The organism is Polynucleobacter sp. MG-6-Vaara-E2, from assembly GCF_018687695.1.
Taxonomy (GTDB): Bacteria; Pseudomonadota; Gammaproteobacteria; order Burkholderiales; family Burkholderiaceae; genus Polynucleobacter.
The window spans coordinates 1478329-1491439 of the sequence record NZ_CP061303.1 but is presented as its reverse complement, the minus strand read 5'-3'; the positions used below and the strand labels follow the sequence as shown (position 1 = coordinate 1491439).

The window sequence follows — 13111 nt, the reverse complement described above, 5'->3', positions numbered from 1 at the left end:
GGATTTCAAGAAAGTCGATCGCCTATCCAGTAGGCAAATCCTGCAGAGAATGCCGTTACGAGTGAACCCCAGGCAATATCTACGAAAGCAAGTTTGGTGGGGAAGTCTCGAATCACTGCCAGATTAGTTAAGTCATAAGTCATATAGCAAACCAATCCAAACAAAGCGCCATATTGCAGTGCATGTATCAAAGACTGTTTAGAAAGTGCTGGCGCGATGACAAAAATACAGACGCCTAGGGCATAAATGAGATAAAAAGCTAAGCCTGCTAATAGCTTGGGTTCACTGGCCATCAAATCACCCATCTCGTCACGATATAGATTCTTTGCGATCCCTAAAAGCCAGACTAAATCCACCGCAATCAGGGTGATTAAAAAAGAAAAGTAGATCCCTAAATACTTGAGCAATTAAGTTACCCTTTGAGCTTTTATAGGTCAATAATAAGCATTATGATGGAAAGAGTGAATCAGTAGTTTAATTTAAAGGGGGTTGATTATGTTTAAGCATTTATTGGTGCCGGTTGACGGTTCAGATGTCAGCAAAAAGTCTTTAAAAAAGGTTGCTGAGCTTGCAAAGGCGGATGGTGCGGCTGTAACACTAGTTTATGTTTCTGACCCGTTACCGCCTTTGGTCTACTCCGATAGCACTATGGGCTATGGTTTATCTGCTAAAGAACATAAAAGCGCTTGTGACGCTTACGCAAAAGATGTATTCAAAACAGCGGTTACTGCACTAGGCTCTAGTATCAAAGCAAAATCACTGCATATCTCCAATACAAACCTTGCTGAAGGTATTTTGGATGGCGCTAAAAAAGCTAAGGCGGATGTGATCGTAATGGCTTCCCATAAACGCACAGGAATTAGTGGCGTTTTGTTGGGTAGCGAAACACATGAAGTTATCGTGCATTCCAAATTACCAGTTTTAGTACTTGGTTAAGCTTCACCAAGTTAGAAAAATACAATGGGGTCCATCAGGACCCCATTTGTTTTATGCTGCTTGATTTATTGGCGCGTAATTGGACTGCCGAGTAACAATATCTCGCGGGTTAGCTGCCCACTTTCATTGTCACGCATTGACCATAGATCGAGTTGTGTTTTTGATGCATAGGGGTCAACATAAATACCATCTTTTCTCAACTCAAAATGCAGATGGGGGCCAGTTGATCGACCGGTAGTTCCAACATAGCCAATTTCAAGACCACGACGAACTTCATTGCCCACTTCAAGTTCGGAGTTGTAATTACTTAAATGTGCATAGTAGGTGTGATATCCGCCTGGATGTTCAAGAACAATCAAATTACCAAAGGCGCCGCTAAATCCTTGATGAACTACTCTACCATTGGCTACGCTAAAGATTGGGGTGCCTACAGGAGCGGCATAGTCAATACCCATATGAGCCCGATAGCGTTGTTTGGTAGGGGTGGGTTGAGTTACTGCCATATTATTTTTGGGGCGTTTCGGGCTGCCAGCGCGAACCATCCCTACGCCACGTGAGATGCGTCGATAGCTTAATGGGTTTGTCCAAAAAGATCGCTCTAAAGATTCGCCGCTACCAGTAAAGAAACCACCGGGGATATCGCTGCGTTCTACCCAAAAAGCACTGGCAAATACCTCCTTATTAGCTGGATCAATAATCTCTGCAGCCCATATCTGCGCCCATCTTTCTCGATCACCAAAATCAACAATCAGGCGCACGATACTATTAGTGTTTTCGAGGGAGTTGTTATCTTCAGGATAGATCTGTTTGATGATGGAGTTGAGTTCCCAAACTAACTCCACAGGTAATTTATCACCCAATTTACGTGGATCATATAAAACCTCTTTTAAGGGAACACGTATTTCAGTGAGATTTTTAGATTCGTTTCTTAAAAAGTCTTGCTGCACTAAGAAGCCGCCAAAAGCGGATGGGGTGAATGTCCAAATTTCTGTTTTACTGTCTTGGATTGGACCATTCATGATGCTTAGCGAGTCAAAGCGATTGCGGGTAGTGAAGGCAACGGCATATGGAATACAGTCACCACGCACCTTGTCAAAGAAGCTTTTCGTCTGACTTTTGAAGAATTCAGAAAATTGGCGATTATCAATGCCAATACTGGAGGGTAAATTATTTTCGTTAAAGCTTCGTCGAAGACAACCTTGTATGACTCGATAGTCTAGGTTGGCATCGCTATCAAGCATGAGCTCGCTGGGATTTTTTTTCTGAAAGAGCGAGGGATTTAAGCTCATACTGTTGGTCTTTGAGCCAGACCCCGCAGATTTATCCTTGAACCCTATTTGTTTTGTGTTTTGGACGTACACCTTTGTTCGGCTTTGATTAGCCTGCTGAGTCTTATTTGTTTGGGCATGCGCTGCAGCGCTCAATCCTAGAATCAGGCTGAGTAAACTGCTTCCCAGGAGGAGTGCCGCCCCATCCATGAGGCGGTGATAAACGGTCACTTTTTTATTCACCTCACAATTATCTAATAATGTGAGTTATGACCCGGGGAATTTTGTTGTGCCGCAATAAATTAACCCTACAACAGGCTCAAACTGAGTATTTCATTACTAGCTACAATATTTTTTTCATTAAGGAGTTCAGATGCCAATCATCGAGTCTTTGCAAGTCGCGTCAGTCGCCGTACCCCTGGATAAAGTCACTTCATTTTCAACACGTACTGTAACTGAGCGCCACTATTGTTTGGTTAAAGTGCGCGGCAAAGATGGTAATGAGGGTATTGGTTTTTGTTATGTTGGCAGTGCTGGTGGTGATATTGCCAAAATTGCTGTTCAGCAATTGTTAGCGCCCAAGTTAATTGGCCAGAATAGCCATCGCAGTGAAGGTCTCTGGATGGAGATGTATAACGAATCCATTTTGCAGGGTCGAACTGGCGCTGTGATGCGTGGCATTTCAATTTTGGACACAGCGCTTTGGGATTTAAATGCTCGCGCTGTAGGTTTACCTTTGCACCAGTATCTGGGGTCTGTAGTGGACGATCGTGTGCCTGCATATGCCAGTGGCGGTTATTACTTGGATGGTAAGACTCCAGCCAAGCTTGGTAAGGAAATGGAATCTTACGTAAAGCAGGGCTTTAAGGCGGTCAAGATGAAAGTAGGGCGTCTATCTCCCTCAGAGGAAGAGGATCGCGTCAAAGCAGCCCGCAAAGCGATTGGTGACGATATCTTATTAACATTGGATGCCAATAATGCCTGGCGAGATCTGCCAACAGCGCTGGAGTATGTCAGGCGCTTTGAGGCTTACAACCCATACTGGATTGAGGAGCCTTTTTCACCAGATGCGATCGACCTTCATGCAGCCTTAGCGCGTCAAACCAAGATTAATGTTGCTACTGGCGAGATGGAAACAGGTCGTTGGCGTTTTAGGGAGTTAATCGACGCAGGTGGTGCAGCCATTTTGCAATCTGATGCTGCGGTATGTGGTGGCATTACTGAGTGGCGCCGTATCTCTGCTTATGCAGATTTAAAGGGCATTACGGTTTGCCCGCATTGGATGCATGACTTGCATGCACCGCTGGTGGCAGCAACTCCCAATGCTCGCTTCGTGGAATTCTTTCTAGATGATCAGGTTCTCAATTTCCGTAGATTGATCAATAAGCAACTCACTTTTAAAAACGGAGATTTGATTTTGCATAAAACTCCAGGACTAGGCTTTGAGTTTGATGAGTCAGCCATTAAGAAATATGCTGGCAAAACTCCATGGACTAAGATTGCTTAAATCTTCTACACTCTAAAAAAATCAGCCCGCAATAGCGGGCTGATTTGCTTCTAATACCTTAATCACCAAAAACTTATGTTGATCTGGGGTGTAATTTGAAGTGGGCAATAGTTTGAGTTACCAATACCAAGGCAAAGCCCACAAAACCAATCAAGTCTGCTTCAGTAGATGGGTAAGCTAGCGCAACACCAGAGATCACCATAATGATGCGCTCAAACACCTTGGTCTTCTCGATAAACCAGCCTTGAAGACCACCAGCCAAGCAAATGATGCCAACGACTGCAGTAAACGAGACCCAGGCAATTTGTAGCCAGTCTGCCTGCTCAAGCGCATCGGTTGAGCCCATAAGCAATAAACTCACACCAGATTTATCTAACACGAACATGAAAGGAACAAGGATTGCAGGCGCAACATACTTCCAGGTTTGCAAGGTAGTTTTATAGGGGTTGCCTTTGCAGATCGCAGCAGCAGCAAATGGTGATAGCGCAGTAGGAGGAGATACCTCAGAGAGAACAGCGTAGTAGAAGATAAACATATGTGCGGCAAACGCTGGTACACCCAGGTTAATCAAAGCTGGTGCAGCGATCACTGCGCAAATAATGTAGGAGGCTGTCACTGGTACTGCAAGACCTACCACCCATACTACAAGCGCAGTAAAGATGGTGGTAAGCAATAGAGAGCCACCTGCATACTGAATCACAATCGAGCTAAATTTGAGACCAAGGCCAGTGAGGGTAACTGTACCCACGATTAAGCCAGCGCCTGCACAAGTAGCTGCAATTGCTAGAACACCCGTAGAGCCTGAAGCAAGTGCTTTAGTGAGGTTTGAGTTATACAGACCTGAAAGAATTGGCTCTTTGCCTTTAAACCAAGCCCAAGGAATAATGGCGGTATCTTCTCGGAGCATGCTGGATAGGGCAGAAACTACAGTTGCCCAGAATACAGACATGACTGGTGAAAAGCCCATGAGCATGAACACCACAATAGAGATGAGTGAGAAGAAGTGGAACCAATATTTCTTCGTTAACTGCCAGGCAGTCTCGGCAGATTCAAAATGAATGCTCTTCATGTTGTACTTGCGCACATCGATTTCTACCATGACAAATAAACCAAGGTAGAACAAGATGGTTGGAATACTTGCCATTAAGAGCACATCTAAATAGGAGATCTTGAGAAAGTCGGCAATCAAGAATGCGGCCGCACCCAATACAGGCGGTGAAATAATGGCGCCTAATCCACCGGCTGCCAATAGTCCACCCGCTGCATTTTTTTCGTAACCCACTTTTTCAAGCATGGGCGCAGCAACTGAGCCGACGGTGACAGTAGTGGCTACACCTGAGCCTGATGGGCCCCCCAAGAGGAAGGAGGACATCACAATCGTTCTGCCAACACCAGAAGATTTACCACCCATCGCTGCAAAAGAAAAATCGATAAAGAATTTACCGGCACCAGTGAACTGTAAAAATGCACCGAAGATGGTGAAGAGAATAATGAGGGTTGCAGAGACATCGACTGCGGTGCCATAAATACCCTCTAGGGTCATGTACATGTAACCCACTAAGCGATCAAGATCATAGCCTTTGTGTGTCCAGGGTGCAGGCAGATGATTGCCGAATAGGGCGTATAGCAAAAACAATACAGTGACCGTTACCAAGATCATGCCGTTAGTTCTACGGACACTTTCTAAAATAAGAAGAATTAACCCAATACCTACCATGACATCGGTTGTGTTCGGGGCGGTATTTCTGTCCATGAAATCATCGCCGCCACTAAGGATGTAATACGCAATGGCAACTGATGCCACTGCAAAGACAATATCCCAGGGCATGAGCCGATTTTTAAAGCGCGCGGCAATAGGAAAGCTCAAGAACACCAAAAATAAAACCAGTGCCACATGAATCACGCGTAGTTCTTGAGTTGGTACGATAGAGTAGGCAGCGTACAAATGAAACAAAGACATGCCTACTGCTACGAGCGTGATGAACTTAGCCAATAAGCCTTTGTAGTCATTTGAATCACCTTCCTCCTGCTTAATGAAGGCGTCTAGTTTTTCTTGGGTTTCGTTATCAATGACGTTTTGATTCATGTCTCAACCTATATCTTTATCAATATGTAATTCATTAAAAGCAGAAGGGGTGAGATTAACTCACCCCTGCCACAGTTTTAATTCAATTTAATATTCTTTTCTTTGTAATACTTTATGGCACCTGGATGAAAGTCAACCGGAGTTGCTTTGACTTTTTGATTGTCAAGGCTGACATTCATATATTCCTGGTGTGTACGCACAAGATCGAGCTTATTGTCAAAAATTGCTTTAGTAATTTTATAGGCTTGATCATCAGGCATGTTGGCGTTGACCACTAAGATATTCGCAACTGCAGCAACTTTATTATCTTTTGCCATGCCGCTATAAGTTGCCTTAGGAATGTTTGCATCAAAGTAGAGGTTGCCGTACTTCTTATTCATCGCTACTACCTCTGCATTGGTATCAATCATCACAATCTTGGTGCCAGGTGTATTAGCAAGGTCCGTGACTGCAGCTGTTGGTAATCCACCGACCCAGAAGAATGCGTCGATCTTGCGATCTTTCACTGCGTTAACAGATTCCGCTACGCTTAGACGCTCACGTTTTACATCTTTGTCCTTATCAAGGCCGGCAGCTTCTAGGATGCGAAATGCCATTACTTCAGTTGCGCTTCCAGGGGCGCCAGTGCTCACGCGTTTGCCCTTGAGATCCTTCATGGATTTAATACCAGTGGAATCTACGGTTACTACATGCATGAGGTTTGGATAAAGAACAACGAGTGTTCTTAAATCTACTTTCTTGCCATTAAATTTTCCTTCACCGATCTGGGCATCTTTAGCAGCGTCTGCCATCGAGAACCCAACATAAGGTTTGCCAGTGCCAATCAGGTTGAGGTTATCTACTGATCCGCCAGTCACTTCGGCGGTTGCAGACATCCCTGGAACTTTGCTGGAAAGAACGGATGCTAAGCCACCACCCATTGGGTAATAAACACCACCAGTACCACCTGTCGCAATGGAAATATTTTGTGCTTGCGCTCCAACCCATACAAAGCTGAGGGATAGAGCAATCACTTTGAGTAGTTTCATAGAAGTCTCCTAAATAGCTTTTGAATTAAAGGCCGGGCATGCTGAAGTGAATTTGCTTTAACTCGCTCAGTAGCTGGGCTTGTTGATCTGCTGTCAACTGCATGAGTGGTGGGCGGACACGAAGCCACTCTGGATCTTTGCTGAAATGCGCAACTGCAGTTTTCATACCAGCAATCATTTGATACTTCGCAAATACGCTACGCACTTGATCTAATTCAGCTTGACGCTCATCTGCATTTGATTCTCTCCAGTGTGCAGCAAGGTCAGCGAGGGCGTGAGGATTCACATTAGCTGTCGCGGAGATGCAACCTACACCACCGGCTCTTAGGGTGCGCATTAAGAACACTTCACTACCAGCGTAGACGCGGAAGCCTGATGGCGCCAAGAGTTTAATGACTGACTCGGTGTAAGCCCAGTCACCAGAACTATCTTTCATACCGACCACTGTCTTTGGATAATCTTTGGCGAGGCGCTCAAGTAGTGACAAGCTCAAATTTATTTTGGTAACAGGCGGAATGTTGTAGATATAAATTTGTAATGCAGAGCTACCCACCTTCTGAATGACTTCAGAGAAATAGGCGAATAGACCATCATCAGTAATATCTTTGTAGTAGAACGGTGGCAGCATCAGTACGCCAGCACATTTGTGATTCACTGCATGACGTGTCATATTGACTGTGGCATCGATTGAAGTTGCGCCAGTACCAGGCATCATATGTCCAGGATTTAAGCCACCTTCAATCAGGGCGGTCAAAGTACTCATCTTTTGTGGTGCTGACATTGAGTTGGCTTCAGAGTTTGTGCCAAATATTGCTTGTCCAACGCCATTAGATTCCAACCACTGACATTGTTTTAATAGCTTCTGGGCATCTGGATTGCCGTCCGCCTTAAATGGTGTCAAGACTGGTGATAACACCGCTGGCAAGGTAGAAGGATGCAAAGACATGGGCATGCTGACTCCAATTAATAATGCACTTCGGTAAGAAGTGGTTGTTGTTTAAAGAATGCTTCTAAATTATCTACAGCTAAGTTGGTCATAGCTATCCGTGTTTCCGAGGTAGCACTTCCGATATGGGGGGTGAGCAAAACATTATCAAGATTTAAAAAAGCAGGGTTTGGATTGGGTTCATTATTGAACACGTCCAAGGCAGCGCCGCCGATTTTTTTATGTTGCAGTGCATATAAAAGAGCTTCCTCGTTAACGACACTGCCGCGGGCAATATTAATTAAATAGGATGAGGGCCCCAAAGCCTCTAATACTTTGGCATCCACCAAGTTGTCCGTATCGGCTGAGGCAGGGCAAGCCAGGAATAAAACATCACACGCTGCCGCTAATTCGCGCACATCCTTGTAATAGGTGTAAGGCACTGGTTTTGGATTGGGGCCTGAATAGGCAATTTCGACCTTGAATGGTTCAAGGCGCTTGGCCAGATCCTGACCAATACGACCCATGCCTGCAATCCCGACTCGTTTGCCAGCTAAGGTGGTGGTGAGCTGAAATAGACCTTTGGACCAGGCGCCGCTCTTGACGTGCTCTTGGGACTCTGGAAGACGGCGCATGAGGCTGAGCATCATGCCGATAGCTAGTTCGCAGACGGCATCATTGAGAACGCCAGGTGTATTGCTGGCTTTAATCCCATGTTCCTTGAGGTAGGACAGAGGAAGATTGTCGTAACCGACGCCACAGGTCGATACCAGTCTAATGCTTGGAATTTGTTTTACCAGGGCCTCAGGTAATTTTGTATTGGAGCGAACTAAGATTGCTTCAAACTTACCGGGGGGTGGAGGGGCATTGACATCGGGATGACGGATAGGGGTGAAGCGGCGATCAATTTCCGCCTGCATAATCTCAGGAAAGTGGCCGACCTGCAGCACCGAGTTGACGGGGATCATGTCTGTCTCTATTTTTTATTGGAATAATGATTCCATTGTATGAGGATTTTTTGAAAAAAGTCCTCCCTCTAGGAGAAAGTGATGTTGTTTACCCCAGCAGAAACTAAGGTAGTTGTCGTCGGTGGCGGCACGATGGGCGCGGATGTCGCTGCAGTCTGTGCTCGTGGCGGATGTGCTGTGCAAGTAGTAGAGCCGACCACAGAGCGACGTGCTCTCTTGCCGGACTATTTTGTTAATACTATGACCGAGTTGGGATACGAGAACCGTATTCATTTATTGTCAGTGGCTGGCTCGCTAGAGGAAGTGGATTGGGCTGATATTGATTTGGTGATTGAGTGTGTACCAGAGCGTTTGGATATTAAGCGTGAGTTATTTGCGAAGTTAGAGCAATACGCAAAACCAGAGGCGGTATTGGCTAGCAATAGTACGAGCTTCCCAATTAGTCAAATTGCGAACGGATTAAAAACATCGGCACGCATGATTGGCTTGCATTTTTTCATGCCAGCACATTTAATTCCTTGTGTTGAAGTGATTTATGGTGAAAAGACGTCACCAATGGTAGGTGATAGTCTCACACGATTGATGACAGCCTGCGGCATGGTGCCGGTAACCGTGAAAAAGGACTTGCCAGGCTTCTTGGCTAATCGCTTGCAACATGCTTTATCACGCGAAGCATTCTCTATGGTGGATGCTGGCATTTGCACTCCTGAGGATATCGATAAGGCCGTCCGTTATGGCTTTGGTTTCCGCTACATTGCTGCAGGTCCTGCAATGCAACGCGATCATGCTGGACTTGAGATCCATGCTGCCGGCGGAGCGACGATTTACCCTACGCTGAATAATTCTGCGACGATTGCGAAGTGTTTAAGTGAGCGTGTAGAGAGTGGAAAATTTGGCATGAAAACCGGAGAGGGTTTTTACTCTTGGACTGCGGATAGCATCAAGGCAGAACGTGAGCGTTATCAAGCCGCTTTGCGTGAAGGCTTAAAGATTATTCAAAAAGAATTACCAGAAATCAAATAGGTTTGGTAAACATAAACTCCATCTTTAAGAGATATCTTTGAGATGGAGTTTGCTTAAGTGTGGTGCGAGTCGATAAGTAATGAATACGATCGCAATCGTAGCTACACCACCAAAGACGATAGAGGGTACTAGGCCCATTATGCTTGCTGCGATACCGGATTCAAGCGCGCCTAATTCATTTGATGACCCAATGAATATTCCGTTTATCGCACTGATGCGCCCACGCATATGATCTGGGGTTGTGAGTTGCATGATGCTGCCACGAATGACTACGGATACTGAATCGCAGCATCCAGAAATAAACAAGAAGAAAGCACACACCCAGAGATGACTAGAAAGACCAAAGGCAATAATTGCGAGACCAAACCCTGCCACCGATAGAAATAGATGCTTACCAGAGTCTGTTAGTAATGGTCGTTTGGCTAGATAAATTCCCGTGATGACGGCGCCCGCCGCTGGTGCGGCACGTAATATTCCTAAAACTTCTGGGCCTGCATTCAACACCTCTTTAACAAAGGCGGGAAGAATGGAAACAGCGCCACCAAATAAAACGGCAAACATATCTAGCGCCATGATGCCTAGAATCAACTCGTGCTTACGAACGTAATCAAAGCCCTCTAAAAAGCTTTTGAAAAAATGCCCAGAGAGTTGACTGATTTTTTCATGGGGCGCGTGAATAAAGGTAATGCCATACAGACCAATGGCGCCACATAAACCAGCTAATAGATAAGTCCACTCTAATCCTGCAAAGCCTATCATCAATCCACCTAAGCCAGGACCAGCGACGACGCAGATCTGAAATGCAGAAGATGCATAGGCTGTGTAGCGCGGTAAATGTTCTCTAGAAATAATTTGGCCAAAGATGGCGGTATAAGAGGGTCTTAATAAAGCTCGGCCTGCTCCAATACAAGCAATCGCAGTGTAAATAAGAGGTACGGGTGGCGTGAGCCATCCAAGTGCAATGACGGTTAAAAATAGGGCAACTGCAATATGCATCATGCATGCGATCGCGGCAATCAGTTTGCGTGAGTAGTGATCCACTGCATGACCCGCATAGAGTGCCAGCAAAAAATAAGGCACTAGCTCGGCCAAGCCAACCAAGCCCAAGGAGACAACGCTGTTGGTAAGTTCGTATATGTGCCAACCCACCGCCACCATCGTAATTTGGTAGCTCAGTGTTGCACCAACGCGGTAGAGCAGCAGGGTTCTGAAGGCTTTGCTTGAATTCATTTTTACTGAGTTTAAGGGAGTTTGTGCTTTATCCTTAATGGTATGAAGAAAACGATTCGTGTCTGGGACTTGCCAATTCGCCTATTTCATTGGCTTTTAGCGCTTTGTATTGCGGGTAGCCTCATTAGCATCAATCTGAGTGATGCTGCAATTGAATACCATGCTTATTTTGGCTATAGCATCCTGGCTTTATTGATTTTCAGAATCATCTGGGGTTTTGTAGGCTCTAGGCATGCTCGCTTTGCTTCATTCTTTCCGACGCGTACGGCTATTCAGAATTATTTGCAAGGCAAGTCGCCACGCATGTTGGGACATAACCCGATTGGTGCTCTCTCGGTCTTTGCTTTGCTCTTTGTTTTGAGCGTACAAGTATTTACTGGTTTATTTGTTGATGATGAGATTGCTTTTCAGGGGCCATTAGCGAAATTCGTCCCTAATGCAGTGGTTTCTCTTTTTTCAGAGATTCATGAAGGTAATCAAGTGCTCATCTACACCTTGATTGCGATTCATATTGCTGCAATTCTGTTCTATAAGAAATTTAAAGGTGAAGATTTAATTAAGCCAATGATTAGTGGTGACAAAGAAATTGACCCAAGCGAGGAAGCAAAATATTTGCCTTCTGACTTGAGTCAACCCTCCAAAGATGGAGGTTTACAACGGACTCTAGCTCTAGTGCTCTTAAGTGTTATCGCCGTTGTAGTGGGTTATTTAATTACTAAATAAGCGGATCACTTCTTTTTAAAATCATCATGGCAGCCTTTGCAGCTTGCACCAGCAGCTGCAAAAGTTTTCTTGATACTTTCTAAGTCGCCTGATTGTGCAGCTTTATTCAAATCAGCTACTGCTAGTTGCATTTTTTCAGATGCTGCTTTGAACTTCGCGTTATCAGACCAAATTTCAGGCTGTGCTTTGCCGCCTTCAGTACCTGGACCAAATGCTTGCCAAGGTAATGTAGAAAGTGTCGCAACAACAGCGGCATTCTTGGCTACTTCATCTTTGCTGTAGGGAGCCTCACCTTTCACTACAGCGCCAATTTTTGCCATAGAGTTTGACATTACTGTAAAAACGCTCTGGCGATACTTAATGGCATCTTCAGGTTTTTGGAATTGCGCGACTGCAGTGCCTGCGGCAATGGCTAAAACTGTTGCCGTACTGGCTAGGAGAATTTTCTGTAGTTTCATGTGAACCTCTTTAGGTGTATTAAAAAATGGAGACCGCAACTGTGAAATTAGCATACTCCAGATTGATGACTTTTGTCTGAATCATTCATCAGAAGATCATTTGTAATGGGGAAGTTAATAAAAGAATTAGCCATTGAAAGAAGCTCATGAGTGGCGCCATCCATAAATTGCTGATGATTCCCGTGAACATGAGTCCAAGAACGATGTAGAAACCCCATTTTTCCAATCTATCGAGCGCTAGAGATTGCCGTGTTGGTAAAAGTCCCGAAAGAACTCTTCCTCCGTCAAAAGGGGGAATTGGCAGTAGGTTAAATACAAGCAAGCTGAGGTTCCAGGAGATGCCAGCCTGAGACATAGAAATCAAGAATTTTTCATCTATTCGAAAGCCCATTAACAAAATCAGCAGAATTAGCCAGATTAGCGCCTGAAAAAAGTTCGATCCTGGTCCTGCCAAGGCAACCCAAATTGAGTCGATTCGAGGGTTTTTGAGGCGCCCAAAGTTAACGGGTACTGGTTTGGCATAGCCAATCAAAAAAGGAGACTGCATCAAAATCAATGCCAAGGGGAGCAGGATTGTCCCAACGGGATCGATATGTTTGGCGGGATTCAGGCTCACTCGGCCAAGCATATAAGCCGTGTTATCCCCAAACTTACGGGCTGCATAGCCATGGGCGGCTTCATGGATAGTAATGGCAAAAATCAAGGGAATCGCATTAATGGCGACTGCTTGGATAGAATAGTCAGTAATCATGGCAATATGATATCTATAGGAGCTAAAAGTGACTGACGATAAAAAAACAGACCCAAAAACCCCGGCCAAGCCTGTGGCGGCCAAACCTCCAGCCCGTCCACCAGCACCAAAAGGCCCTTCAGGACCGGCTGGCAGGCCTCAAGCAGGCTTTGGCGGTGGAAAAGGCATGATGCGCAAGGCCGGCCGCGGTCGATAGTGGATAATTACA

At 45.2% G+C, this 13111-nt stretch carries 14 protein-coding genes; 5 read left to right on the top strand and 9 right to left on the bottom strand.

The features are described 5' to 3' along the window. Positions 1-5: 5 nt before the first annotated feature. Complete coding sequence (locus ICV38_RS07710) at positions 6-407, bottom strand: DUF2177 family protein (RefSeq protein ID WP_215378922.1); 402 nt, start codon at positions 405-407, stop codon at positions 6-8. 88 nt (positions 408-495) lie between these two features. Here ICV38_RS07710 and ICV38_RS07705 point away from each other — a divergent pair, with 88 nt between their 5' ends. Then, the gene (locus ICV38_RS07705) at positions 496-936 is read left to right on the top strand and encodes a universal stress protein (protein ID WP_215378920.1); all 441 of its coding nucleotides are present in this window, start codon (positions 496-498) and stop codon (positions 934-936) included. 65 nt (positions 937-1001) lie between these two features. Here ICV38_RS07705 and ICV38_RS07700 read toward each other — a convergent pair whose 3' ends face one another. After that, complete coding sequence (locus tag ICV38_RS07700; RefSeq protein WP_251368133.1) at positions 1002-2225, bottom strand: M23 family metallopeptidase; 1224 nt, start codon at positions 2223-2225, stop codon at positions 1002-1004. A 352-nt stretch (positions 2226-2577) separates the two neighbouring features. Here ICV38_RS07700 and ICV38_RS07695 point away from each other — a divergent pair, with 352 nt between their 5' ends. Then, positions 2578-3711, top strand: coding sequence for a mandelate racemase/muconate lactonizing enzyme family protein (locus ICV38_RS07695; protein ID WP_215378918.1), 1134 nt, complete (start codon positions 2578-2580; stop codon positions 3709-3711). Between the two features lie 73 nt (positions 3712-3784). On the opposite strand, the gene ICV38_RS07690 is transcribed toward ICV38_RS07695, so the two are convergent. From ICV38_RS07690 to ICV38_RS07675, 4 genes are all read right to left on the bottom strand, one after another. Beyond that, on the bottom strand, positions 3785-5797 hold the full coding sequence (locus ICV38_RS07690) for a TRAP transporter fused permease subunit (RefSeq protein WP_215378917.1): 2013 nt from the start codon (positions 5795-5797) through the stop codon (positions 3785-3787). A gap of 77 nt (positions 5798-5874) precedes the next feature. Next, the gene (locus tag ICV38_RS07685) at positions 5875-6825 is read right to left on the bottom strand and encodes a TAXI family TRAP transporter solute-binding subunit (RefSeq protein ID WP_215378915.1); all 951 of its coding nucleotides are present in this window, start codon (positions 6823-6825) and stop codon (positions 5875-5877) included. Between the two features lie 25 nt (positions 6826-6850). Next, positions 6851-7777 (bottom strand): dihydrodipicolinate synthase family protein, encoded by a 927-nt coding sequence (locus tag ICV38_RS07680; protein WP_215378913.1) that lies wholly within the window; start codon positions 7775-7777, stop codon positions 6851-6853. Between the two features lie 11 nt (positions 7778-7788). Beyond that, positions 7789-8718 carry a 2-hydroxyacid dehydrogenase gene (locus ICV38_RS07675; protein ID WP_215378911.1) on the bottom strand — a complete coding sequence of 310 codons (930 nt, stop codon included), beginning with the start codon at positions 8716-8718 and terminating at the stop codon, positions 7789-7791. Positions 8719-8799: 81 nt separating this feature from the next. Between ICV38_RS07675 and ICV38_RS07670 the strand changes: the two genes are divergently transcribed. Further along, complete coding sequence (locus tag ICV38_RS07670; RefSeq protein WP_215378909.1) at positions 8800-9741, top strand: 3-hydroxyacyl-CoA dehydrogenase family protein; 942 nt, start codon at positions 8800-8802, stop codon at positions 9739-9741. A gap of 24 nt (positions 9742-9765) precedes the next feature. On the opposite strand, the gene ICV38_RS07665 is transcribed toward ICV38_RS07670, so the two are convergent. Beyond that, positions 9766-10971: an MFS transporter gene (locus tag ICV38_RS07665; RefSeq protein WP_215378908.1), complete on the bottom strand. Its 1206-nt coding sequence runs from the start codon at positions 10969-10971 to the stop codon at positions 9766-9768. 42 nt (positions 10972-11013) lie between these two features. Between ICV38_RS07665 and ICV38_RS07660 the strand changes: the two genes are divergently transcribed. Then, the gene (locus tag ICV38_RS07660) at positions 11014-11694 is read left to right on the top strand and encodes a cytochrome b/b6 domain-containing protein (RefSeq protein WP_215378906.1); all 681 of its coding nucleotides are present in this window, start codon (positions 11014-11016) and stop codon (positions 11692-11694) included. 5 nt (positions 11695-11699) lie between these two features. On the opposite strand, the gene ICV38_RS07655 is transcribed toward ICV38_RS07660, so the two are convergent. Both ICV38_RS07655 and ICV38_RS07650 read right to left on the bottom strand, forming a co-directional pair. Next, the gene (locus tag ICV38_RS07655) at positions 11700-12152 is read right to left on the bottom strand and encodes a cytochrome c (protein WP_215378904.1); all 453 of its coding nucleotides are present in this window, start codon (positions 12150-12152) and stop codon (positions 11700-11702) included. Positions 12153-12240: 88 nt separating this feature from the next. Next, positions 12241-12903 (bottom strand): site-2 protease family protein, encoded by a 663-nt coding sequence (locus ICV38_RS07650; RefSeq protein ID WP_215378902.1) that lies wholly within the window; start codon positions 12901-12903, stop codon positions 12241-12243. A 28-nt stretch (positions 12904-12931) separates the two neighbouring features. On the opposite strand from ICV38_RS07650, the gene ICV38_RS07645 reads away from it, so the two are divergent. Beyond that, positions 12932-13099, top strand: a complete 168-nt coding sequence (locus ICV38_RS07645) for a hypothetical protein (RefSeq protein WP_215378900.1) — start codon at positions 12932-12934, stop codon at positions 13097-13099. Positions 13100-13111 lie beyond the last annotated feature (12 nt).